Below are 25,101 nucleotides of genomic sequence, written 5' to 3' on the forward strand. Positions count from 1 at the left end.
CCATCGATACGTTGTTAACTATCGTCCCGCGCGAGGATGTATTCCTCGAGCAGCTTCTTCTCTTCTCCAGAAAGCGAGCGGCTTTCCAGAAGATCGGCGCGTCGTTCATAGGTCCGACCAAGGGACTGCTGTAAACGCCAACGCCGGATGTGTGCGTGATTGCCACTTAGCAATACGTCGGGAACACGCTGATCCGCATACACCTCCGGACGGGTGTAGTGCGGGCAATCCAGCAAACCATCCGTGAAGGAATCCTCCTCCGCAGAGTCCGCATGCCCTAAAGCTCCAGGCAGCAGTCGTGTAACCGCATCTATCAGGACCATCGCCGGCAGCTCACCGCCAGACAGAACATAGTCCCCAATCGACCACTCTTCATCGACATGAGCTTCAATAAACCGCTCGTCAATGCCTTCATAGCGGCCGGCAATCAGGATCAGTGCTTCCTCATTTGCCAGTTCGCGTACCGCAGCCTGTTTCAGCTGACGGCCTTGAGGGGACAGGTAAATTACCTTCGCCTTCTCCCCGGCGGCGGCTTTGGCCTCAACCAACGCGTCTTCCAGGGGTTTGATCTTCATCACCATGCCCGGACCACCGCCAAATGGGCGATCGTCCACAGTGTGATGCCGATCCGTCGTGTAGTCTCGCGGGTTCCAACAGGTAAGCTGCAACAGCCCCTGTTTCACCGCCCGACTGGTGATGCCGTACTCGCTGATGGCGGAAAACATCTCGGGAAACAAACTGATCACTTCAATGCGCAAATTAGCCACGCTTAGAAGTCCGCGTCCCATTCCACCTTCATCTCGCCCGCTGCCAGGTCGACGGCCAACACGCACTGCCCGGTATAGGGCAACAGGCGTTCGCGATCATCCAGGCTGCCAGCGCAAGGCTTGACCACCATTACATCATTGGCGCCGGTTTCCAGAAGATGATCGATTTTCCCCAGCAATTGCCCGAGTTGATCAATAACCTTCAGACCTTCCAGTTGGTACCAGTAGTACTCGCCGTCGGTCAATTCAGGGAACAGGTTGCGCGGCACGCAGATCTCATAACCGGCCAGAAGACGAGCTTCTTCACGATCATCAAGACCCTTGAGCTTTGCGACCAGGAACTTGTCGTTCCCGCGTCCACTGACCAGCTCGACCTGTTTCACACTACCCTCGCGCTTGAGCGTCCAGGTTTTGTACTGCAACAGGTTTTCAGTCGGATCAGTAAAGGAATACACCTTCACTTCGCCGCGAACGCCATGAACAGAGTAAATCTTGCCGATAACGATCAAATCATCAGCAACAGCTGGCGTCGCGTTCATATTGCTCAGGCTGCGGCCTTAGCCGAGTCCTTCAACAACTTTGCAACGCGCTCGGATGGCTGTGCACCCACGCTCAGCCAGTAGGCTACGCGCTCTTGGTTCACGGACAGACGAACTTCTTGACCACGAGCAACAGGGTTGAAGAAACCAACCTGTTCCTTGTGCGAACCGTCGCGCGGGTTGCGGCTGTCGGTTACGGTCAAGTGGTAAAACGGGCGCTTTTTGGAGCCGCCAAGGGCAAGACGGATTGTTAGCATGTGAACATCGTTCCTGTAGTCGGTGCTGCAAATCTAAATGCACAGCGGGCATAGGTGCCCGAAAGGCCGCATATTCTAAGGAATATCCGGACTTTTGCAAATGTCTTTTTCTGGCGCCTATCAGCGTGCCATTCAGATCTGCTATAGAGCCGTCGGTTAAAACGGCAAGTCAGCGCCCGCCAACGGCGGGTTTGCTGGAGATCCCACATCCCTGTGGGTCGGAGCGCAAGCGAAGGCTTGCGCTCGAATACTTTACATTTTCGGCATACCGCCGCCGGGCAACATTCCGCCCATGCCGCGCATCATCTTGGCCATACCGCCCTTGGCGGAGAACTTCTTCATCATCTTCTGCATCTGCTTGTGCTGCTTGATCAAGCGGCCGATGTCCTGCACCTGGGTGCCGGAACCCATGGCGATCCGACGCTTGCGCGAACCGCTGATCAGCTCAGGGTCGCGGCGCTCGGCCGGGGTCATGGAGTTGATGATGGCTTCCATCTGCTTGAACTGCTTCTCTGCCGCGCCCTGGGCGTTGCCCATTTGCGCCAGGTTCACGCCGCCGATGTTCGGCAGCTTGTCCATCAGGCCGCCGAGGCCGCCCATGTTCTTCATTTGCTGCAGCTGGTCGCGGAAGTCTTCGAGATCGAAGCCCTTGCCCTTCTTCAGCTTTTTGGCCAGTTTGTCGGCCTTATCTTTATCGAGCGTGGCTTCGGCCTGTTCGATCAGGCTGAGCACGTCGCCCATGCCGAGGATACGCGAGGCGATACGCTCCGGGTGGAACGGTTCGAGCGCTTCGCTCTTCTCGCCCATACCGATGAACTTGATCGGTTTGCCGGTGATGGCACGTACCGACAGCGCGGCACCGCCACGGGCGTCGCCGTCGACCTTGGTCAGGATCACGCCGGTCAGCGGCAGTGCGTCACCGAAGGCCTTGGCGGTATTGGCGGCATCCTGGCCGGTCATGGCGTCGACCACGAACAGCGTCTCGACCGGGTTGATCGCGGCATGCAGCGCCTTGATCTCGCCCATCATCTCTTCATCGATGTGCAGGCGACCGGCGGTATCGACGATGACCACGTCGATGAATTTCAGCCGGGCTTCTTTAATAGCCGCAGTGGCGATATCAACCGGCTTCTGGCTCAGGTCCGACGGAAAGAAGGTCACGCCCACTTCGCCCGCGAGCATTTCCAGCTGCTTGATCGCGGCCGGACGGTAGACGTCGGCCGATACCACCATCACCGACTTCTTCTTGCGCTCCTTAAGGAAGCGCGCCAGCTTGCCGGCGGTGGTGGTCTTACCCGCGCCTTGCAGGCCGGCCATCAGCACGACGGCCGGTGGCACGGCGCTGAGGTTCAAATCTTCGTTGGCCGCGCCCATCAGGCTTTCGAGTTCGGCCTGGACGATCTTCACGAACGCCTGGCCCGGGGTCAGGCTGCGCGACACTTCAGTGCCGACCGCACGCTCCTTGACCGAGTTGACGAAGTCCTTCACCACCGGCAAGGCCACGTCGGCCTCCAGCAACGCCATGCGCACTTCACGCAGGGTGTCTTTAATATTGTCCTCGGTCAGCTTGGCCTTGCCGGTTACGTGGCGCAGCGTCTGCGAGAGACGGTCAGTCAAGTTTTCAAACATGCGCGATCCTTTCAGGCCCTATTCATCGAAATGCATTGGTAGACCGAGGTAATGGCGGCCCAGGCTGTGGTAAATCGCTATTAAAAACAGCGCTCGGCGAGCCTGCGGCGTGGGCAGGTCGCGGATTATAGCGAAGACTGCGTCCATGCACACCCGCTGTCTGGCCCGGGAGTCTTTCGTGCAGCGCAGGTGTGTGCCAAACTCAGCGCCTTTCGGGCTTGCCTATCAGGATTTATGCTCCCCTTGTCACCCAGTTTGCTACCCAGCCTCGCCGCCGCCATCGTGTATGCCGCTGCGACTCTCTATCAGGGCTCTCGTCTGGCCCAAGGCGCCAAAGCGGACAAACGTCTGCTGGTCGGCCTTGGCGTGCTGGCCCTGCTGGCCCATGCGGCCAGTCTGTTTACCCACCTGCTGACCCCGGTTGGCCTGGGCCTGGATTTTTTCAGCGCCGCCAGCCTGATCGCCGCCGCCGTGATCGCACTGACGCTGCTGGCGTGCTACCGGATTCCGGTCGAAAACCTGCTCGTTCTTTTATTCCCGCTGGGCATGCTCACGGTGCTGCTGGCGCAGTTCGCGCCCACCGGCACCGTCCAGGTGATCGATGAAGAGCCGGGCATCCTCGCCCATATCCTGTTGTCGATCCTGGCCTACGGCATGTTCACCATCGCGGTGTTCCAGTCGCTGCTGGTGCTGTTGCAGGACCACCAGCTCAAGCACAAGCACCCGTCCGGGCTGATCAAGAACTTCCCGCCGCTGCAAACCATGGAAAGCCTGCTGTTCGGTTTTCTGTGGGCCGGCTGGACCTTGTTGTCGCTATCGCTGATTTCCGGCTGGCTGTTCGTCGAAAACCTGTTCGCCCAGCATCTGGTGCACAAAACCTTGCTGGCCTGCCTGGCCTGGGTGGTGTTCAGCGTATTGCTGTGGGGCCGCAACCGCCTCGGCTGGCGCGGGCACAAGGCCATCCGCTGGACCCTGGCCGGTTTCTGCCTGCTGATGCTGGCCTATTTCGGCAGCAAGCTGGTTCGCGAATACATCCTGCATATCTGACGGGCGGCGATCATGGACAACTTGCCCCTTGGGCCGATGCTCGCCGTAATTGCCCTGCTGATTTTATGGGCGGCACTGTTTACCGCCATCGAAGCCGCGCAACAACACCTGCTGGCCCTGCGCCCCGGCACACGCCAGGGTGACAAGGCCGCCGCGCGCCTGAGCTTCCCGCGCCACAGCCTGATCCTGTGCAACAGCCTGTGTCGTGCAGCCGTCGTGATTCTCTGCACGCTGCTGGCGATCTATGCCTGGGCCCAGAACGGGCCGTGGCTCGGCTGGTTGATCTCATGCGCGTTGCTGCTGATCCTCGCCGACTACCTGCCCCGCGCCCTGGCTACCCGTTATCCACAGGCCATACTGGGCTTCGGTAACGCCCTGCTGGGCGTGCCGCTGAAAATCCTCTATCCCGCTGCCTGGCTGCTCAATGGCATCAGCCTGCTGTTGCTGCGCCCGTTCGCGCGCAAGCCGGGCATAGTGAAAAAGAGCGACGAACCTTCGTCCGACCACGACGACGAGCCGCAGCACGACGCCGACCAAGAGCGCATGCCCAGCATGCCGGGCATCCATGCCCTGGACAACATCACCGTTAACGACATCCTGGTGCCACGCAGCGAAGTGGACGGAATCAACCTGGATGACCCGATCGAAGACATCATCGAGCAACTACGCACCTCCCAGCGCACGCGGCTGCCGGTGTTCCACAGCGATATCAACCAGGTCGAAGCGGTGCTCAACACCCGGCAGGTCCAGCATCTGCTGCCCGATGCCAGCCTGACCAAGGCAGCGCTGCTCGCCGCCTGTCACGAACCCTACTTCGTGCCGGAGAGCACGCCTCTGCAGCTGCAACTGCTGAATTTCCATAAGCAGCAGCGGCGCCTGGGCATGGTGGTGGACGAGTACGGCGAAGTGCTGGGCATCGTGACCCTGGAAGATATCCTCGAAGAAATCGTCGGCGAATTCGAAAGCGACCAGGCTGTGGATAACCCCCATGTCGAAGCCCAACCCGATGGCCGCTACATCATCGACGGCGCTGCCTCGATCCGCGAACTGAACAAAAGCCTGGGCTGGCACCTGCCCAGCGACGGCCCCAAGACCCTCAACGGCCTGGTGACCGAAGCGCTGGAGACCATTCCGGACTGCGCGGTGTGCCTGAAAATAGGCCGCTACCGCCTGGAAATCCTCGAGACCGAGGACAACCGGGTGAGCAAGGTGCTGATCTGGCATACCAGCCACGTGCCCGTCGCCGCATAACCTCCTGACACACAAGAACTCAATGTGGGAGGGGGCTTGCCCCCGATGGCGGTGTATCAGTCTGCTCATCTATAACTGATCTACCGCAATCGGGGGCAAGCCCCCTCCCACATTTTGATTTGCGGCGCTCCAGCTACTTGTTGTATTTCCAAACCCCTTCCTATAATCCCTGCGGCTTACCCAAGCCCCCGCCCGACCGCGTGCTACCCGCACTCAGCGCGTCCAGGCAGCGCTTTACCCTGTCCGAGCGGTGTTTGCTCCCATCCCGAGCCACCCCGCGCAAAACCCTGATCCATGGGTGTTCGACCAATAATAATCCGCGTCCAAACGCGCAATGACCAATCCGGGATACTGCCATGAGCACCACCTATAACAACGAGGCCGCAACCGCCGCCCCGACCAACTCGACGGCCCGTGTGGCCACCGCGAGCATCGTCGGCACCGCCATTGAGTTCTACGACTTCTATATCTACGCCACGGCTGCGGCACTGGTCATCGGCCCGGTGTTCTTCCCGCAAACGTCCGGCACCGCGCAGATGCTCGCGTCGTTCCTGACATTCGGTATCGCGTTCATAGCACGCCCACTGGGTTCGGCGCTGTTCGGTCACTTTGGCGACCGTATCGGCCGCAAGTCGACGTTGGTGGCCTCACTGCTGCTGATGGGCGTGTGCACCACCTTGATCGGCTTGCTGCCGGGCTACGACAGCATTGGCGCCTGGGCACCGATTCTGTTGTGTGTATTGCGCTTCGGCCAAGGCCTGGGCTTGGGCGGGGAATGGGGCGGCGCGGCATTGCTGGCGACCGAGAACGCCCCCAAGGGCAAGCGCGGCTGGTTCGGCATGTTCCCGCAACTGGGCCCGTCGATCGGGTTCCTGGCGGCCAACGGCTTGTTCCTGATCCTGGCCATGAGCCTCAACGACGAGCAGTTCCGCAGCTGGGGCTGGCGCATTCCGTTCATCCTCAGCGCGGCGTTGGTGATGGTGGGCCTGTACGCACGGCTCAAGCTGCACGAGACGCCGGTGTTCGCCAATGCCGTGGCCAAGGAAAAACCGGTGAAAGTGCCGCTGGTGGAACTGTTCAGCCAGCATTGGCTGCCGGTGCTGCTGGGCGCTGCGTCGATGGTGGTGTGCTATGCGCTGTTCTATATCACCACGGCGTTTTCCCTGAGCTACGGGGTGTCGACCCTCGGCTACAGCCGTGAAACCTTCCTCGGCCTGTTGTGCTTCGCAGTGCTGTTCATGGGCCTGGCGACGCCGCTGGCAGCGCTGGCCAGCGACCGCTACGGGCGCAAGCCGGTGCTGATTGTCGGCGCGGTCCTGGCAATCCTGTCGGGCTTTACCATGGAGCCGCTGCTGACCCACGGCTCAACCTGGGCCGTGGCGCTGTTCCTGGCGCTGGAGCTGTTCCTGATGGGCGTGACTTTCGCGCCGATGGGCGCGCTGCTGCCGGAACTGTTCCCGACCCGCGTGCGTTATACCGGTGCGTCGGCGGCGTATAACCTGGGTGGAATCGTGGGGGCGTCGGCCGCACCGTTCTTCGCGACCAAGCTGGTGGCGATGGGCGGGTTGAGTTATGTCGGTGGGTATGTGTCGGCGGCAGCGTTGCTCAGTCTGATTGCTGTGCTGTGCCTGAAAGAGACGCGGGATAATGATTTGAACAGGGTGGCCTGACTGATCGTTCCCACGCTCTGCGTGGGAATGCAGCCCAAGACGCTCTGCGTCCCAAAGCATGACGCAAAGCGTCACAAGAGGCATTCCCACGCGGAGCGTGGGAATGATCAAGCTGAGGTTACAGCTCTACAACTACAGCCTTGGAAGCCCGGGTCGCCTTGGCTCGAGCCGCTTCAATCGACTCATCCCGCGCCAACGCCACGCCCATGCGGCGCTGACCATTGATCTCAGGCTTGCCGAACAGACGCAACGCCGTATCCGGCTCGCTCAAGGCCGCGCCGAGGTTGGCGAATGCCGTCTGCGTCGACTGCCCTTCCACCAGGATCACCGCCGACGCCGAAGGCCCGAACTGACGGATCAATGGAATCGGCAGGCCCAGGATGGCGCGGGCGTGCAGCGCAAACTGCGACAGGTCCTGAGAAATCAGGGTCACAAGGCCAGTGTCATGCGGGCGCGGCGACACTTCGCTGAACCACACCTGATCCCCCTTGATGAACAGCTCCACGCCAAACAAACCACGGCCACCCAGGGCTTCGGTCACCGCTTTGGCAACCCGCTCGGATTCGGCCAGGGCAATCGGGCTCATGGCCTGGGGCTGCCAGGATTCCTGGTAGTCGCCCTTCTCCTGACGGTGGCCGACGGGCGCACAGAACGTGGTGCCACCGATGTGGCGCACGGTCAGCAGGGTGATCTCGTAGTCGAAGTCGATAAAGCCTTCGATGATCACCCGGCCCTTGCCGGCCCGACCGCCTTCCTGGGCGTAATCCCAGGCTTTGCGCACATCGTCCGCGCTGCGCAGCAGGCTCTGGCCCTTGCCCGAGGAACTCATCACCGGCTTGACCACACAGGGGAAGCCCAGGTCTTGCACGGCCTTGCTGTAGTCCTCGAAAGTGTCGGCGAAGTGGTACGGCGAGGTTGGCAGGTCCAGCTCTTCGGCGGCCAGGCGACGGATGCCTTCGCGGTTCATGGTCAGCGATGTGGCACGCGCGGTCGGGATCACGGTGAAGCCTTCGGCTTCCAGCTCGACCAGGGTAGCAGTGGCGATGGCTTCGATTTCCGGCACGATGAAGTGCGGCTTCTCCGCCTCGATCACGGCACGCAACGCGGCGCCATCGAGCATGTTGATCACATGGCTACGGTGTGCAACCTGCATCGCCGGCGCGTTGGCGTAGCGATCCACGGCAATCACTTCAACGCCCAAGCGTTGCAGTTCGATTACCACTTCCTTGCCCAGCTCACCGCAGCCACACAGCAAAACGCGGGTCGCGGTTGGCGACAATGGAGTTCCGATTCGGGTCATCTCAAGTCCTCAGGGGAGCGGATCAGGGGGAGAAAGGCCGGCATTTTACATGAACTGCACACCTTGGCCTCAGTTGGCGACGGCGCGCCGGCGGATGCGCCAGGCCATGATCAGCCACACCACGGTGACACCGGCGAATTTCGACACCAGCGCCGTGCCCGCCACGGCCGGCGTCAGCGCACCGATCAAGCCGAAGAAGATAAACGTATCAAGGGGAATGCTCAGCGCCGAACTTATCCACAGGCGGTCGTGCAGCGGGCGCCGGGTGATGCTGAACACCAGCCAGTCGATGCACTCGGACACCGCAAAGGCCGTGGCGCTGGCCAGGGCGATGGACGGGTCGGAGGTGATATACGACAGCACCAGCGCCGCCAGCATGGCGATGATCGCGCCGTGGCCGAAGCGGGTTTGCACCATGTCACGCAGGATAAACACCAGGCCGCCCCAGGCGGACCAGATGACGTCCAGGTGTGGCGCGGTGGAAAAGGCGAAGTTGATCAGCACGACGCTGCTGATGTAGGCGACCAGGAAGAGCATGGGGGATGGACCTGTGGATAAGATTTGGAAATGTGTTGTTTGGGAGGGCCTCATCGGGGGCAAGCCCCCTCCCACATTTTGATCTGTGAATACATTCAAGTGTGGGAGGGGACTTGCCCCCGATAGCAATCGATCAGCCGCCCGAGCGCTTGGGCATCATCCACACCACCCCACTCGCCACCGCCCGCTCATGGCACAACCCCAGCACCGCCCGGCGTTCGGCATTGTCCATGCGGCTCCACCGCGTAATCTCATCCACGTTGCGCTGGCAACCGATGCAAATATCGTCATCGTCCAGCGCACAAATGCTCACACAGGGCGAGGCAACAGGCCTTTCAACTGCACTCATTATTCCTGCTCGACCAAGTCACGCGCATACCGCTGCGCGTTATGCACATAGTGCGCGGCACTGGCTTCAAGCATGCGCTTCTGCGCCTCGGTCAGCTCACGCACCACCTTGCCCGGCGAGCCCATCACCAGCGAGCCATCGGGAATTTCCTTGCCTTCGCCGATCAATGAATTGGCGCCGATGATGCAGTGTTTGCCGATCTTCGCGCCGTTGAGGATCACCGCGTTGATGCCGATCAGGCTGTAGTCGCCTACCGTGCAGCCGTGCAGCATGGCGTTATGGCCGATGGTCACGCCGGTGCCGAGGGTCAGTGGGTAGCCCATGTCGGTGTGCATCACGCTGCCGTCCTGCACGTTGCTGTTCTTGCCGATCAGGATCAGTTCGTTGTCGCCACGCAATACCGCGTTGAACCACACGTTGGCGCCCTCCTCCAGCCTGACCTTGCCCACCAATGTGGCATTGGGCGCCACCCAGCTCTGTGTATGGGTCTCGACGCAGGCATCGTCCAGACGGTATTTCATGGTTGTCCCTCACGGCTTGCCATTCAAACGACGGCTTAGATATTGATGAAGCTCTTGGGTGGCTGGTGCAGGCTGATCTTGGCATCGTCATAGAGCAGATTGATCAGCTCGACGATCATGATAGCCGTCAGCCCCCAGATCTTGTATTCGCCGAACCTGTAGCTTGGCACATACCAACTGCGGCCCTGGTAGTCGATGCGGTGGGTGTGCTCGCGCGGGTCCTGGCGGAAGAAATCCAGGGGCACGCTGAAGACCGCTGCGATCTCGGCGTCGTTGGCCAGGTATTCGACGTAGTCGGGGATGACGCCCACGTACGGCGTTACGCGGATGCCGTGCAGGGAGATCAACGGGCTCAACGGCCCGATGACTTCGACCAGCCCCGGCGGCAGGCCGATTTCTTCTTCGGCTTCGCGCAGGGCGGTAAAGATCAGGTCCGGGTCTTCGGGGTCGCGGCGCCCGCCGGGAAAGGCCACTTCGCCACCGTGGGTCGACAGGCCGCTGGCGCGCAGGGTCAGGATCAGCTCGGGTTCGTCACTGCGAGTAATCGGTACCAGCACCGCGGCCTCGGGGAAACGCCCGTCAGTCTCCAGGGTGTGGGGAGTGTGATTGCTTACCCGGCGAAGTAGCTCGTCCAGCATGAGTCATCTCGGTCTGTTGGCTACCTTGCATCATGCACCAAAGCGGGCGGGCGCCCAAGCCCAAAACCAGCGGCATGTCGCTAAACGACAACTTGCAGCGCCCTGCCTGCCAAGCCAAGATAGGCCCACTCTCCAGGAACCCCAGCATGAACTTCTGCAGCCAGTGCGGTAAACCGGTTACCCAACGCATCCCCGAAGGCGACGCACGCCTGCGCTATGTCTGCGATCACTGCGCGACCATTCATTACCAGAACCCCAATATCGTTGCCGGTACCCTGCCGGTATGGGGCGACAAAGTGCTGCTGTGCCGTCGCGCCATCGAGCCGCGCCTGGGTTACTGGACCCTGCCCGCAGGCTTTATGGAAAACGGTGAAACCGTGGCCCAGGCGGCCATGCGCGAGACCCTGGAAGAAGCCTGCGCCCGCGTGCGCAACCTCAGCCTCTATACGCTGATTGACGTGCCGCACATCAGCCAGGTGCATATTTTCTATCGCGCCGAGCTGGTCGACCTGGACTTCGCCGCAGGCCAGGAAAGCCTGGAAGTGAAGCTGTTCGCTGAAGCCGATATCCCTTGGTCCGAGCTGGCTTTCCGCACGGTCGGGCGTACCTTAGAATGCTTCTTCGCTGACCGTCGGCAACAGCTGTTCCCGGTGCGCAGCGAGTCGGTGCCACCCCTGTCCAAGCCCGCCCAATAACAAGCCGGCCACTCATCGCCAAAGGGAAACCGTTTCAATGCGTTGGTTGCTTGCTCTTCTCTGCCTGTCGTTCGCTACCCTGTCCTCGGCCTCCACGGTGGAAACACTCGGCGGCAAACCCGTCGAAAAAGTCCTGGTGCTCAAATCCGCCCACCAGTTGCAGCTGATCAACGACGGCAAGCCCCTCAAGACCTATCGCATTTCCCTGGGTAAAAACCCCAAGGGCCACAAGCTGTTCGAGGGCGACCGCCGCACGCCCGAAGGCCTCTACTGGATCGACTGGCGCAAGACCAGCGAACGCTTCAACCTGGCCATGCACATCTCCTACCCCAACATCAGCGACGCCGCCCGCGCCCGCCGCGAGGGGGTCAAACCGGGCAGCATGATCATGATCCACGGCACCCCGGACACCGAGGATTACCCGGAACAGTGGTTCCACACCCTGGACTGGACCGACGGCTGCATCGGCATGCGCAATGTGGATATGCGTGAGGTCTGGAGCCTGGTCAAGGACGGCACCCTGATCGAGATTCGGCCCTGATCTGCGACCACTCGTAAAATAATTCGAAAATATTTCCTGCCCCGAGCAGCACCTGCCGGTGAATACCAGTTCACCGCACGGGCTGCGCCGTTGCGTGCGGCATAAAGACCTTTCTAATACCACTTGATGCCAGGCACCGTTGCGGTGCCTTAATCCATTGAATGCACCGTTGAGGCTGCATTGACATGGTATTTAAGTGGTATTAATTTCCGACCCATACCGGGCGACAACACTCCAATAACCGCATCGGAAACCTGACAGATGAATCCCATTCTGGCCTTGCGCCCTGACGACAAACAATCCACGCCGCTGTACCTGCAATTGGCGCGCAAGCTCGAAGCGGCGATCCATGCCGGCCAGTGGACCTCCGAGCAAGCCCTGCCGTCGGAACGCGCGCTCAGCGAGCAGTTGAGCATTTCTCGGGTCACCGCCCGCAAAGCGTTGGAAGTGCTGTTTGACCAGGGCCTGATCCGCCGCAGCCAGGGCTCCGGCACCTTTATTACGCCACGCCTGGAACAGCCGCTGTCACGCCTGTCGGGGTTCAGCGAGATGCTGCGCCTCAAGGGCTTTGTGCCCGGCTCCCAATGGCTTGAACGCGACATCACCCCGCCGACCCATGAAGAACTGATCCGCCTGTGCCTGTCGACCAATGACAAAGTGGCGCGCCTCAAGCGCCTGCGCAAAGCCGACGACACAGTCATGGCCATTGAAATGACCGCTGTCCCCGCTTCGGTGCTGCCACAGCCGCAGGCTTTGGGCAGCTCGCTGTACGAATACTTCGACAGTATCGGCAAGCCCATCGTCCGTGCCCTGCAGCATGTACAGGCGATCAACGCATCGGATGAATTCGCCAAGCTGGTGGGCATCGCCCCCGGCACCGCCATGCTGCTGATGACCCGGGTCGGCTACACGCTGGATAACACCCCCATAGAAATCACCGACACCTATTGCCGCAACGACTACTACGACTTTGTCGCAGAGCTGCGTAGGTAAGACTTGCCGCCGCGTCGCGGCTTTAGAGAACTGCCCATGTCCGAAGACAACATCCTTACGCCCAGCGGCTGGATCCGCGGCCGCCTGGTGCACGAGCACGGCAAGGTCGTCGCCATCGAAGGCACGCCTTGCAATCCGGCCGACAACGACCTGCCCTATCTGCTGCCCGGCTTTATCGACCTGCATGTGCACGGCGGCGGCGGCAAAGACATCATGGAAGGCGTCGAGGCCTTCGAGACCATCACCCGCACCCATGTGCGATTTGGTACCACCTCGCTGCTGGCCACTACCATGACCGCGCCGGTCGACGAAATCTCCCGCGTGCTCGGCCAGCTCGGCACCTTCTGCGAGCAGCGTCCTACCGGCAGCGCTCGCGTGCTCGGGGTACACCTGGAAGGCCCCTACATCAATCCGGGAAAACTTGGCGCCCAACCCAACTTCGCCCACACCGCCTTGATGGCCGAAGTCGAAGCCTACCTGCGCCTGGCGCCGATCCGCGTGATCACCATTGCGCCGGAAATCGCCGGCCACGACAGCCTGATCCGCGCCCTCAGCCAACGCGGCGTGCGCATGCAGATCGGCCACACCCTGGGCAGTTATGAAGAAGGCGTCGCCGCCCTCGCCGCCGGCGCCACCAGCTTTACCCATTTGTACAACGCCATGAGCCCGCTGCATCACCGCGAGCCGGGCATCGTCGGCGCCGCACTGGCCCACGCCACCTACGCCGAGTTGATTCCCGACCTGCTGCACGTACACCCCGGCGCCATGCGCGTGGCGCTGCGCTCGATCCCCTGCCTGTATTGCGTCACCGACTCCACCGCCGCCGCCGGCATGCCCGATGGCGAATACAAGCTGGGCAGCCACACCGTGACCAAGTGCCTGGGCGGCGTACGCCTGGCGGACGGCACCCTGGCCGGCAGCACCCTGACCATGGACCAGGCGCTGCGCAACCTGGTGAAGATCGGCCTGCCAATCAGCGAAGCCTCACAACGCTTGTCGCAATTTCCTGCGGACTACCTGGGCCTGGAAGAACGCGGTCGCCTGCAACCGGGCAGCTTTGCCGACTGCGTGCGCCTGGACCGCTCCCTGACACTCACCGACGTAATGGTCGAAGGAGAAGCCATTGACTTCAAAAATGCTTGAAGAGGCGCTGGCCTCCTGTGACGCCGTCGCGGCGCAACTGCAACGCCTGGAGCCGATACTCGAAGACGTCGCCGGTCGCCTGCGCCGCCAGCCGCCGCAAGTGGCGATGACCGTTGCGCGTGGCAGTTCGGACCATGCCGCCAGCTACTTCGCCTACCTGGCCATGCAGCATGTGGGCATTCCGGTGGCGTCGCTGCCGATGTCGGTGGTGACCTTGCTGCAGGCGCCATTGAAGGTCAGCGGCCAGGTGGCGTTTGGTTTCTCGCAATCGGGGCAAAGCCCGGACTTGGTCAACAGCCTGCGCCTGCTGCGCAAACGCGGGGCCTTGAGCATCTCGATGGTCAACGCCGAAGACTCGCCGCTGCAAGCCGCCTGTGAGTTCCATGTGCCGCTGTGTGCCGGGCCGGAACTCAGCGTGGCCGCCACCAAGAGCTTTATCGCCACGCTCAGCGCCAGCGCGATGCTGGTCGGCCACTGGAACCAGGAAGCCGACCTGCTGCAAGCCTGCAAGGCGCTGCCCGACGGCCTGCGTGACGCGGCCAAACAGGATTGGCGCGCGGCCATCGAGGCGCTCAAAGGCAGCCAGCGCTTGATGGTGATCGGCCGTGGTGCCGGTTTTGCCATCGCCCAGGAAGCCGCGCTCAAGCTCAAGGAAACCTCGGCGATCCAGGCCGAAGCCTTCAGCAGCGCCGAAGTGCGCCACGGGCCGATGGCCTTGATCGACGCAGACTACCCCTTGCTGGTGTTCGCCCCACGCGGCGCCGAGCAGGCCGGCCTGCTGACCCTGGCCGCCGATATGCGCCATCGCGGCGCCCGTGTGTTGCTGGCGGCGCCGGACGATGTCGCCGAACGCGACCTGACCCTGAGCCGCGCCGAACACCCGAGCCTGGACCCGATCCTGGCCATCCAGAGTTTCTACGTGATGGCGGCAGGCCTGGCGCTGGCCCGGGGCATGAACCCCGACCAGCCCCGTCACCTGAGCAAAGTCACTCGCACTCACTGAGTCGATTGCCGTGTTTTCCTGATGAGTACCGTGCCCATGTCCAACAACAATAACCGACTGACCCTTAGCGCTCCCTTGAGTGGGCCGGTGCTGGCCCTGGGCAGCGTCCCCGACGAAGTGTTCGCCAGCGGCGCCATGGGCGACGGTATTGCCATCGACCCATTGAACGATTGCCTGCACGCGCCGTGTGATGGGGTGATTATCCACGTCGCCCGCACCGGACATGCGCTGACCCTGCGCGCCGACAACGGTGCCGAAGTGCTGATGCATGTCGGCATCGACACCGTGGAACTCAATGGTGAAGGTTTTGCCTTGCTGGTAAAGGAAGGCGCGCGGGTGAGCCAGGGCCAGGCGCTGGTGCAATTTGATCTGGACCGCATTGCGCGCCAGTGCAAGAGCCTGGTGAGCTTGATCATCCTGACCAACAGCGACCGCTTCGAACTGACGCCCTGCCCGCTCAGCACGGTCAAGGTCGGGGAGCCGTTGATGCGGGTGACGCTGCGTTCGAGCGCCCCGGTCCAAGCGGCTGTGGATAACTCGAGCGCCGAAGCCAGCGCCAGCGTACGCATCACCCATCGCGGCGGTTTGCATGCGCGCCCCGCGGCGCTGATCCGCAAGACCGCCCAGGGTTTCAGCAGCCAGGCGCACCTGCACTTCGCTGACAAGTCGGCATCGTGTGACAGCCTGATTGGCTTGATGGGGTTGGGCATTGGCGAAGGTGACGAAGTACGCGTGACCTGCCGTGGCAACGATGCCGATGCGGCGCTGCAAGGGTTGATCGCGGCGTTGTCCGTGGCGATCCGCGAAGATCACCACGCTCCTGCAGTGGCGGCCGTACCACGTCGCGCCAGTGTGGAAGCCGATGTGTTGCAAGGCGTGTGCGCAGCCCCCGGCCTGGTGTGCGGCCCGCTGTTTCGTCTGACCGGCATTGAGCTGCCGGAAGACACCGGTAACCATTCGGCCGACGAACAAAAGCAGCGTTTCGACACGGCACTGGAGCAGGTGCGCGGCGAAATCCGCAGCACCCTGGACCACGCCCGCCAACGCAACAACGTCGACGAAGAAGAGATCTTCGCCGCGCACCTCGCGCTGCTGGAAGACCCGGCATTGCTGCAAGCCGCTGCCGACGCCATTGCTCAGGGCAGCGCCGCCACCCATGCCTGGCGCGATGCGATCCAGGCCCAGTGCGCGGTATTGCTGGCACTGGGCAAGCCCTTGTTTGCCGAACGCGCCAACGACCTGCGCGACCTGCAACAACGCGTATTGCGTGCGCTGCTGGGTGAAGCCTGGCACTTCGAATTGCCCGCCGGAGCGATTGTCAGCGCCCATGAACTCACCCCCTCGGACCTGCTGCAACTGAGCGAACAGCATGCCGTGGGGATCTGCATGGCCGAGGGCGGCGCCACGTCCCACGTCGCGATTCTGGCGCGGGGCAAAGGCTTGCCTTGTGTGGTGGCGTTGGGTGCCGAGCTGCTCGAGGTGCCCCAGGGCCAGCGCGTGGTGCTGGACGCCGCCAATGGCCGCCTGGAACTGGCGCCCAGCGATGCTCGCCATGCTGAAGTCCACCAGATTCGTGACGCGCAGAAAGTCCGCCGCCAGCAGCAACAGGCCCAGGCCCGATTGCCGGCGCGCACCCTCGATGGCGTGAGCATTGAAATCGCCGCCAACGTCGCCTCCAGCGCCGAAGCCCAACTGGCGTTTGCAAACGGCGCCGATGGCGTCGGCCTGCTGCGCACCGAATTTCTCTTCGTCGACCGCCGCACCGCGCCGGATGAACAGGAGCAGCGCCAGGCCTATCAAGCCGTGCTGGATGCCATGGGCGACAAGTCGGTGATCATCCGCACCATCGACGTGGGCGGCGACAAACAACTCGATTACCTGCCGCTGCCTGTCGAAGCCAACCCGGTGCTGGGCCTGCGCGGCATTCGCCTGGCCCAGGTACGCCCGGAACTGCTCGACCTGCAACTGCGCGCGCTGCTGCAAGTCAGCCCGCTGCAGCGTTGCCGCATACTGCTGCCGATGGTCAGCGAAGTGGATGAGCTGCTGCAGATCCGCCAGCGCCTGGATCAATTGTGCGAAGAGCTGGCACTGACCCAGCGCCCCGAACTGGGGGTGATGATCGAAGTGCCCGCCGCTGCGCTGATGGCCGAGCAACTGGCCGAGCATGCGGACTTCTTGTCCATCGGCACCAATGACCTGTCCCAGTACACCCTGGCCATGGACCGCGACCACGCAGGCCTCGCCGCCCGCGTCGATGCACTGCACCCGGCCTTGCTGCGGCTGATCGCCCAGACCTGCGCCGGTGCGGCGAAACATGGGCGCTGGGTCGGCGTATGCGGCGCCCTCGCCTCTGACCCACTGGCTACGCCGGTGCTGATCGGCCTGGGCGTCAGCGAGCTGTCGGTGAGCCCACCGCAGATCGGCGAAATCAAGGACCGCGTCCGCCACCTGGACGCGGCGCAATGCCGGCAATTGAGCCAAGGATTGCTCGACCTGAGCAGCGCCAAAGCCGTTCGCCATGCCTGTCAACACCACTGGCCGCTGAGCTGAAAACAACAAGAATAGGGAGACACGCCATGTATCAACATTTCATCGAAGGCCTGCAACGCCTGGGCCGCGCACTGATGCTGCCGATTGCGATCCTGCCGATCGCCGGCCTCTTGCTGCGGCTGGGCGACACCGACTTGCTCAACATCGCGGTGATGCACGACGCCGGGCAGGCCATCTTCGCCAACCTGGCATTGATCTTCGCCATCGGCATCGCCGTCGGCTTTGCCCGCGACAATAACGGCACGGCCGGCCTGGCAGGGGCGATTGGCTATCTGGTGATGATCTCCACGCTCAAGGTGATGGACACCTCCATCAACATGGGCATGCTCGCCGGTATCGCCAGTGGCCTGATGGCCGGTGGGCTGTATAACCGCTTCAAGGACATCAAGCTGCCGGAGTACCTGGCGTTCTTCGGCGGGCGGCGATTCGTGCCGATTGTCACAGGCTTTTCGGCGGTGGGACTGGGCGTGATTTTTGGCCTGATCTGGCCGCCGATCCAGCACGGCATCAACAGCTTCGGCGTGTTGCTGATGGAAAGCGGCAGCCTCGGCGCGTTCGTGTTTGGCGTGTTCAACCGCCTGTTGATCGTCACCGGCCTGCACCACATCCTCAACAACATGGCGTGGTTCGTGTTCGGCAGCTTTACCGACCCGGTGACGGGCGCGGTGGTGACGGGCGATCTGACTCGATATTTTGCCGGCGATCCGAAGGGCGGCCAGTTCATGACCGGCATGTTCCCGGTGATGCTGTTCGGCTTGCCCGCCGCGTGCCTGGCGATGTACCGCAACGCAATGCCGGAGCGCCGCAAGGTGATGGGCGGGATCTTCCTGTCGATGGCGCTGACCTCGTTTTTGACCGGGGTGACCGAGCCGATTGAATTTGCCTTTATGTTCCTGGCGCCGTTCCTGTATCTGATCCACGCCGTGCTCACTGGCCTGTCGATGGCCATCACCAATATGCTGAACATCCACCTGGGCTTCACCTTCTCCGGTGGGTTTATCGACATGGTGCTCGGCTGGGGTAAATCCACCAACGGCTGGCTGGTGGTGCCGGTGGGGCTGGCGTATGCGGCGATCTACTACACGGTGTTCAGTTACTGCATCCGCCGCTTCAACCTGAAGACACCGGGCCGTGAAGATATCCAGGTGGCACCGGCTGAAACGATGAGCGATAACCAACGCGCCACGGCTTACATCCGCGCATTGGGAGGTGCGGACAACCTGCTCAGCGTCGGCGCCTGCACCACGCGCCTGCGCCTGGACATGCTCGACCGCAACAAGGCGATGGATGCCGAACTCAAAGCGCTGGGCGCCATGGCCGTGGTGCGGCCGGGCAATGGTGGGAGTTTGCAGGTAGTGGTCGGCCCGATGGCGGATAGCATTGCCGATGAGATTCGGTTGGCGATGCCGTCTTTTGTTGCCAGTGCGTCGGTGACGGTTGCGCCTGTGGATAAGCCGGTGGCGGTGGATGTGCAGGAAGCCGAAAAGTGGCTGAGCGCCTTGGGTGGCCGAGAGAATGTGCGGCAGTTGGAAACCGTGGCAATGACGCGATTGCGGGTGGAGTTGGGGGATGATTCGGTGTTGTCAGAGGCTGATCTCACTGCACTGGGTTGCCAGGGCGTCAGTCGGCTGGACAGCGGCGTTTGGCATCTGTTGATTGGTGACAAGGCGCCGGGATTGGGTGATGCGTTGGAGCGGTTGGTCGGTGCTCGGCAGATCGGCGCGGGCGCTTAACGCTTCATCGCCTGATCCCGCTACTTATTTACGGCCTGCTCCCAACCACGGTTCTCCATGCTGAGGGTTCTTACCCTCGGCATGGAGCCCGTACCCGTGAGCACTTCCACTCCCCCCCCGTCCTTTGATGAAATCAAAGGCTCGCTCAACCTGATCGGCCATCACCTGCTCAAGGTCGATACGCCGTTGCTGCCGGACCAGAAAGCATCCACCGAGTTGGCTTATCTGGAGCGCTTGAATGTTCAGTTGAAACAGCACCGCGAACAGTACCTGCGCAAAGGCCGTGCGCTTTACCAGGCACTGACCCGCAGCAACCTGGCCAGCCCTGAAGGGCAGACGCTGCTGAGCGTTCTCAAGACCACACTGAACACCCGGTTGCAGGCGCTTGATCTTCGTGAGCAAATCGATGGCAAGAGCCAAAAATCCTTCATGACGTATGAAGCGGGTTACACGGCCCTGACCCACGAGGCCGCCCTGGGAGAGATGGACCGCCTGCTGCACCCGCAAGAGCGAGCAATGCTCGATCGCCTCCCATTGGGCCCGACGCAACGTCCCGGCCAGTACGCACTGACCATGGAGTACCAGGACCAAACCGTCGAACTGGCCGGGGCCTTTGTCCTCACCGAAAAATCCAGCCCCGTGGTGAGCGAAATGACGGCCAACGCGGCAGTGGGCAGGGTGCTGTTGTTCACACCGTCACGCGGCATCGAAACCTTCGACTCATTGACCGACTTGAATACCCGGTTGCGATCACGCCTGGATAACGCCGGTGAGCGCCATGAAGTTTTGAGCCTGCTTGCGGTGCGTTACCACGCCATCACCCCAGAGGCGATCTGGCCACTGACCCTGGCCCCCATCGACGACGCGCCGCTGTTCGAACATACCTACAACGCCCTGATCACCAAACGAGGCGAGGACATCGACCGGGCCTTGAGCCTGGTCAACAATCCTCACAACGACGCGGGCCTGCTGATGGACGCGCTGGACCGTGCCATTACCGATGCCCTGCCCGACCTTACTGCTCGCTTTGAATGGCGTGCCCAGGTGCTTTTGGACAGATGGCTGCGCCACAGCGCGCCGGACTGGTACCGCAGCGCCAACGAGGCGCGCCGGACGACGTTGGCCGACCATTTGCGCCGCTATAACGAAGCGCGACAGCACCTGCTGGACTTGCTGGGGCCGGTCACCACGCCCCACGCCCTGGCTCGTTACCAATGGCTGGAACGCTTGAGCGACGACCTGGAAATCCACGACCTCGACCCGCAGCGGATAGAGGTCAACACTCGCCGTGTGCTCGACCCCATCGGCGAATATGAGCACGACCGAAGCCTGGTCGAATTGGCCCTGCGCGGCCCGCATACCGGCGATGAGAACGTCGACTCCGACTTCCTGAAAAAGACCACGCTGACCTACAACGGCGCAGCGCTGGAGCAGGAGTACAACCACCTGACGCCCGCCTGGCTGCTGGAACAGTTGGGTACGCTGCAACCACGTATCGACTTTGGCGACCTGCAAAAACAGATGCATTCCAAGCCTGAAGTCAGCCGAGCCATCGAAGCCATGCTTGATCTCAGAATCAACGCATTGGCCTATGCGGCGCTGTTGCAAGGTCACCTCAGCGAGAACGACTACAGCCTGATCCAAAGCCTGCGCCAAGGCACCGGTACCGGCCTGAGCGCCTCGACCGTGTCACTGCATGAAGCCCAGTTGCAGGACCTTTGGGTGCTGCGTCAGCGCAACGCCGAGGATGTGGTCATACGTGTGCTGCTATGCACGCCAGAAGCTGCGCGTGAGCAACAATTTCAGGCATTCAACAGTGATGCGGCCTGCCAGAGCCATGTCCTCGGCTGGGCTCTGGACAACGGCATCAAAACGCCCCCCGGCACCCTGACCGATTACCTGATCAACCGCGTTGCCCTGCGTTTTCGCAACACGATGACGCAGGTACTCAGAGGCTTGAGCTTCAAGCCTCAGGACCTTGAGCACGAAGAAGTCACCTTCAGTCCGAGTCGCAGTCACGCCGATTGCCTCAAGGACATGGCGGCCCATGTACTGGCCACCCGTGTCGATGACTACGAGTTCAGTACGCCAGGCTGGTACCGCTCCGCGCCTGCCGACACTCGTCGTAAACTGCTGAAACTGGCGGAGGACGCCGAAGGTGGGCTGCGTACCTATAACGACTTTCCGCTGTCCGAAGCGAGCGTCCCAACCTTTACCGACTATTTGCATGAACAGGCCAAGATACGTCTGAACACACTGCTCGGTCACCCTCGCAACGCGGTCGACCCTGACACTGTGTGGGCCTACTCGCCGCCTTCGTTGAAAGGCACGTCCACACCCGCGCCTATCTCCTACACCCAGCTCTACCGCGATGGGTATGCGGATGGCATCGGCTTCCTCGACGAGAAATTTTCTCGCTCCGCACGCTTCAAAGGTCCGGACAAGGTAGACCTCAGCCTGCTGACGGCGGAAAATGTCGCGCGTTCGGTCACGGGTGTCTGGATCGGTCAACGCTATACCAACGAGATCAAGGCCAGGCTATTGAACGCTGGCAGCCCGGACTATGACCTGCGGCGCAATGCCACGCTGGTCCTGGCCCAAACGCAAATGCAGAACGCAGCCCTTGAATGTCAATTGCAGGGCCATATCGCCAGCGTCGACTTGCCCTGGCTGGAACGCAGCATCGCAACGATGGGCAGTACATCGGCGCAAACCCGTCTCGACTATGCCATTCACCGCCTGATGATCGACGGCGATTGGGTGATAGGCACCTACCTGTTCAGCCATGGCGACAATCCCACGCTGCTCTATACCCCCAATGCACCGGACGGTATCCGCTGGCGCGAAGCCAAGTTGTTCAACTACCTGCTGATAAAAACGCCGGGGATGATCCAGTACCTCATCGCGCGCGTCCCCACCCAATCCAGGATCAGGGTCCAGGCCTTTCTGGAAAAGGCCAAGGAGCAACTGCCCGAGCATCTGGACAGAACCACTGTCAGCCCCGCACGGTATGACTCGACTCACGCACAGGCGCCGCTGCTCGATCTACGCAAAGACCTGTACAACATGAAGCTGCAACGCATCATCGACGATGTGGCAGCCACCACCGTCAACCGCACACACATGATCACCGAAATCTTATGGACCTGCGTGGAATGGGTTACGGCCATCGCCACCGCGCCATTCCCCATCCTGAGCCTGAGTGCCGGCCTGTTGCTGGCGTTCAAGGATGGCATGCTGGCACTGCACGCTTATCATCAAGGTGATAACGCCAAAGCGCTGGAACATTTCATGGGTTATCTACTCAACAGTGCCGGCGCGGTATTCACCGACCTGCGACCGGCACTGGATTCAGTGAAACGCCTGAGCCAGCCTCCCAAACGCCTTGCAAACACACCGTCGTTAAAACTGATCAGCCCGCTCGAACCCACCCCGCTCGCTCCTGCCGGTATGCAGTCCGCCTGGTTTAATGGAGAACTGCTCTGGGCCCCCAAGACTCCTGATCCGATTGGTCGCTACTTGCTGTATCGCCTGGACCCGGCCACCGGCAAACTGGTGTCGACCACTCGCCTGGCCGCACCCGATGCCCAAGGCGTATGGAAACGCACCGGCGTGACAGGTGGTGCACCGAAGTATGAAAAAGTCGCGGAGTCTCCCGACAGGCTGAAAAACTATGAGATACCGGCCAAGTACCAGGGCAAGATGCAGGCGGTTGTGAACCCCAACTCGAAGGAGATGCTCACGGCTGCCGATGATTGGTTGGATGATCCAGGGCTCATGCGGGACCTCGCCGCCATGGACCTGAAAAAAGCCCATACGGTTTACCAACAGCAAGTGAACCACTTGACCAACGATGCACAGGATTTCTTCAACGCTCGTCCGCTCGGAGCTCCTCGCGTGGAGGTTCCAGCCGTCGAAGTGACGACTGATGTGTCCGCGCTGACCGACAGCGCCCTGTTCACTGCCAACCCCAATCTGGTCATTGGCGCCGTCCCGGGTTCCATCGCCAGCAAACAGCTGTTGATCGAAAACATGGACGCCCTGATTAAAAAAGGCTTCAGACGCTTGTATGTGGAGTACCTGCCCAACGATGTCTTCCGCGAAAAACTGAAAAAGCTCAACCGTGGAGGCTCTTGGAGGAATATCAAACAGCACTTGAAAGCCATCGACAAAGCCTTGGGCTTCGCCGAAGACGCCAGGTTCTCTTACGTGGGCCTGGTTCACGAGGCGCAGAAAAAAGGCTTGAAGGTACGGGCGCTGGACGCCTCAACCTCCTACCAGCTGGACGATATGCTGAGCCTGGGGGATACCCCACCCACCACACCGCGAGACAGCGCCCTGAGAAACTTCTACTCGCACAAAGTCCTGGAAGCCGATATCGAGGACCTGCCGGACGAGCGCTGGATTGCCTTGGTCGATCCTGCGCGCATGACCACCTTCAATCAGAAGCCAGGGCTCGCCGACCTGCACAAGGCGGTAGCTATGCGGGTTGAAGATGTGGGCCTCGACCAGCCCGTGGGCATCTGGGTCGACAGTCCGGGAAACATCGCCGGTGATGCCCTCGCCAAAGGCGATTACCGCCTGACTATGCAAACTCCCTACAAGGCTGTCGAGCAGCCAGGCCCATCCGCTGCGGCGGCACTCCCCGCCGTTGGGCATTACAGCGAATACGATATCGCCCCCTCCCTGCGTGACAGCATCCGCACCCAGTCGCAACAGCCCTATGGCCTGGATACACACTATGTGCCAGGCCCAAGCCAGCGCGAGGCGTTCTTTGCCTTCAAGAGCATCCGGGAACGCCTGCACAAGGATGCCAAACAGTTTCTGAGCAGCCATGAACTACCGGCCCGCCCGGATCTTTCCGCGCTGGGTACGAAAACACAGGCCGAGCCTTTCCTTGAAACGCTCAACAAGAGCACGCTGCCCGGACTGGTCATTGGTGAAGCCCACGAGGCACAGTCCAGCAAGGCGTTCCTTATAAAACACATGAAAAAACTCAAGGCACTGGAGGTCAAAACTCTCTACGTTGAGCACCTGCTCACCGACCTGCACCAGGCAGACCTGGATACGTTCTTTCGAACAGCGCACATGCCGCGCAACCTGCAAAGCTATCTAAGATCTCAGGACGTCGGTCACATGCCGCTCTACAGCGGGCCCAATACCTATTCACAGGTCATCCAGGCCGCCAATAAATACGGCATTCGGGTGCGTGCGCTCGACTGCAGCGCCAGCTACCACGTAAAAGGCGCGGGTTCCGACGCCCGCAACGAGATGTTCAATTACTTTGCCTCACGCGTCATCAACGCTGACCAGGCGGCAAATGGTCCGCACAAATGGGTGGCGTTCATCGGCAGCGGCCACACCAACACCTTCCAGCAAGTGCCTGGCCTGGCCCAACTGCAAGGTGCTGTAAGCCTGCATATCCGCGATGTCGCGCCCAGCCTGTCAAGCAACATCCGCCCCGGCCGTTGGGAGACAAACCTGGAAACCCGCTGGACGGCGTTACGCAGTGACTTTACGTTGAACGTCGGCGTGCCCGGCAAGCATGAACCGGCCGCCTTCGTGCCGCTGGACAGAACACGGCTGAAAGCTACCGGGCACTTTCTGGTCGAGCACCCGTCGATGGCAGAAACCAACCTGCTGCACAAATCCAGAAGCGGCGAAATCGTCTCGACCCCAATCCAGGTGGACGATCAGGGGATGTTCTACATTGATCGCTGGGACATGGCGCAGCAGCGCTTTGTCTACCAGACAGCCTTGATCGATGCCATTCGTGACCAGGTGAAACTGATCCCTGCGCCGTACTGAGTTGAAAGCCCTGGGCGCCATGGCGGTAATGTGCAGGAGGCCGAGAAATGGCTGAATGCGCTGGGTGGCCGAGCGAATGTGCGCCAGCTGGAAGCGGTGGCGTCAGCGCCAGGGTTTAGAGAGGTAGTGG

At 61.5% G+C, this 25,101-nt stretch carries 20 protein-coding genes; 11 read left to right on the top strand and 9 right to left on the bottom strand.

Annotated features, from left to right (window positions below):
• Nucleotides 1–14: 14 nt before the first annotated feature.
• The 4 genes from trmD to ffh form a co-directional block, all read right to left on the bottom strand.
• On the bottom strand, nt 15–788 hold the full coding sequence (gene trmD, locus C4J90_RS21275) for a tRNA (guanosine(37)-N1)-methyltransferase TrmD (protein WP_177343966.1): 774 nt from the start codon (nt 786–788) through the stop codon (nt 15–17).
• Nucleotides 770–1,306 carry a ribosome maturation factor RimM gene (gene rimM / locus C4J90_RS21280; RefSeq protein WP_124364258.1) on the bottom strand — a complete coding sequence of 179 codons (537 nt, stop codon included), beginning with the start codon at nt 1,304–1,306 and terminating at the stop codon, nt 770–772. The genes trmD and rimM overlap by 19 nt, the downstream gene beginning before the upstream one ends.
• A 5-nt stretch (nt 1,307–1,311) precedes the next feature.
• Nucleotides 1,312–1,563, bottom strand: coding sequence for a 30S ribosomal protein S16 (gene rpsP / locus C4J90_RS21285; protein WP_003175899.1), 252 nt, complete (start codon nt 1,561–1,563; stop codon nt 1,312–1,314).
• Between the two features lie 252 nt (nt 1,564–1,815).
• The gene (gene ffh / locus C4J90_RS21290) at nt 1,816–3,192 is read right to left on the bottom strand and encodes a signal recognition particle protein (protein ID WP_124420752.1); all 1,377 of its coding nucleotides are present in this window, start codon (nt 3,190–3,192) and stop codon (nt 1,816–1,818) included.
• A gap of 234 nt (nt 3,193–3,426) precedes the next feature.
• Here ffh and C4J90_RS21295 point away from each other — a divergent pair, with 234 nt between their 5' ends.
• The 3 genes from C4J90_RS21295 to C4J90_RS21305 all read left to right on the top strand — a co-directional run bounded on the left by C4J90_RS21295 (nt 3,427) and on the right by C4J90_RS21305 (nt 7,160).
• Nucleotides 3,427–4,239: an inner membrane protein YpjD gene (locus C4J90_RS21295; protein WP_124420753.1), complete on the top strand. Its 813-nt coding sequence runs from the start codon at nt 3,427–3,429 to the stop codon at nt 4,237–4,239.
• Nucleotides 4,240–4,251: 12 nt separating this feature from the next.
• The gene (locus C4J90_RS21300) at nt 4,252–5,490 is read left to right on the top strand and encodes a transporter associated domain-containing protein (protein ID WP_124415515.1); all 1,239 of its coding nucleotides are present in this window, start codon (nt 4,252–4,254) and stop codon (nt 5,488–5,490) included.
• Between the two features lie 356 nt (nt 5,491–5,846).
• On the top strand, nt 5,847–7,160 hold the full coding sequence (locus C4J90_RS21305) for an MFS transporter (protein WP_124420754.1): 1,314 nt from the start codon (nt 5,847–5,849) through the stop codon (nt 7,158–7,160).
• Nucleotides 7,161–7,278: 118 nt separating this feature from the next.
• Here C4J90_RS21305 and purT read toward each other — a convergent pair whose 3' ends face one another.
• The 5 genes from purT to C4J90_RS21330 form a co-directional block, all read right to left on the bottom strand.
• Nucleotides 7,279–8,460 (bottom strand): formate-dependent phosphoribosylglycinamide formyltransferase, encoded by a 1,182-nt coding sequence (gene purT, locus C4J90_RS21310; RefSeq protein WP_124420755.1) that lies wholly within the window; start codon nt 8,458–8,460, stop codon nt 7,279–7,281.
• Nucleotides 8,461–8,529: 69 nt separating this feature from the next.
• Nucleotides 8,530–8,997 (bottom strand): VUT family protein, encoded by a 468-nt coding sequence (locus C4J90_RS21315; protein WP_124371747.1) that lies wholly within the window; start codon nt 8,995–8,997, stop codon nt 8,530–8,532.
• 133 nt (nt 8,998–9,130) lie between these two features.
• On the bottom strand, nt 9,131–9,346 hold the full coding sequence (locus C4J90_RS21320; protein WP_124371748.1) for a DUF1289 domain-containing protein: 216 nt from the start codon (nt 9,344–9,346) through the stop codon (nt 9,131–9,133).
• The gene (locus C4J90_RS21325) at nt 9,346–9,867 is read right to left on the bottom strand and encodes a gamma carbonic anhydrase family protein (RefSeq protein ID WP_124420756.1); all 522 of its coding nucleotides are present in this window, start codon (nt 9,865–9,867) and stop codon (nt 9,346–9,348) included. The genes C4J90_RS21320 and C4J90_RS21325 overlap by 1 nt, the downstream gene beginning before the upstream one ends.
• A 35-nt stretch (nt 9,868–9,902) precedes the next feature.
• Nucleotides 9,903–10,505, bottom strand: a complete 603-nt coding sequence (locus tag C4J90_RS21330) for a CoA pyrophosphatase (protein WP_016971944.1) — start codon at nt 10,503–10,505, stop codon at nt 9,903–9,905.
• Nucleotides 10,506–10,651: 146 nt separating this feature from the next.
• Here C4J90_RS21330 and C4J90_RS21335 point away from each other — a divergent pair, with 146 nt between their 5' ends.
• From C4J90_RS21335 to C4J90_RS21370, 8 genes are all read left to right on the top strand, one after another.
• Nucleotides 10,652–11,200 carry an NUDIX hydrolase gene (locus C4J90_RS21335; RefSeq protein ID WP_124420757.1) on the top strand — a complete coding sequence of 183 codons (549 nt, stop codon included), beginning with the start codon at nt 10,652–10,654 and terminating at the stop codon, nt 11,198–11,200.
• 37 nt (nt 11,201–11,237) lie between these two features.
• On the top strand, nt 11,238–11,741 hold the full coding sequence (locus tag C4J90_RS21340; protein ID WP_124364269.1) for a murein L,D-transpeptidase family protein: 504 nt from the start codon (nt 11,238–11,240) through the stop codon (nt 11,739–11,741).
• Nucleotides 11,742–12,002: 261 nt separating this feature from the next.
• The gene (locus C4J90_RS21345; RefSeq protein ID WP_124420758.1) at nt 12,003–12,734 is read left to right on the top strand and encodes a GntR family transcriptional regulator; all 732 of its coding nucleotides are present in this window, start codon (nt 12,003–12,005) and stop codon (nt 12,732–12,734) included.
• 36 nt (nt 12,735–12,770) lie between these two features.
• Nucleotides 12,771–13,877: an N-acetylglucosamine-6-phosphate deacetylase gene (nagA, locus tag C4J90_RS21350; RefSeq protein ID WP_124420759.1), complete on the top strand. Its 1,107-nt coding sequence runs from the start codon at nt 12,771–12,773 to the stop codon at nt 13,875–13,877.
• On the top strand, nt 13,870–14,880 hold the full coding sequence (locus C4J90_RS21355) for an SIS domain-containing protein (protein ID WP_124421241.1): 1,011 nt from the start codon (nt 13,870–13,872) through the stop codon (nt 14,878–14,880). Before nagA ends, C4J90_RS21355 begins: the two co-directional genes overlap by 8 nt.
• Nucleotides 14,881–14,916: 36 nt before the next feature.
• The gene (gene ptsP, locus C4J90_RS21360; RefSeq protein ID WP_124420760.1) at nt 14,917–17,430 is read left to right on the top strand and encodes a phosphoenolpyruvate--protein phosphotransferase; all 2,514 of its coding nucleotides are present in this window, start codon (nt 14,917–14,919) and stop codon (nt 17,428–17,430) included.
• 26 nt (nt 17,431–17,456) lie between these two features.
• A complete protein-coding gene (gene nagE / locus C4J90_RS21365) occupies nt 17,457–19,163 on the top strand; it encodes an N-acetylglucosamine-specific PTS transporter subunit IIBC (RefSeq protein WP_124420761.1) in 1,707 nt (568 codons plus the stop codon).
• A 96-nt stretch (nt 19,164–19,259) separates the two neighbouring features.
• Entirely contained in the window at nt 19,260–24,971 is a 5,712-nt protein-coding gene (locus C4J90_RS21370) for a membrane-targeted effector domain-containing toxin (RefSeq protein WP_124420762.1), read from the top strand.
• Nucleotides 24,972–25,101: the final 130 nt, after the last annotated feature.

Source organism: Pseudomonas sp. R2-60-08W, from assembly GCF_003852335.1.
Classification (GTDB): domain Bacteria; phylum Pseudomonadota; class Gammaproteobacteria; order Pseudomonadales; family Pseudomonadaceae; genus Aquipseudomonas.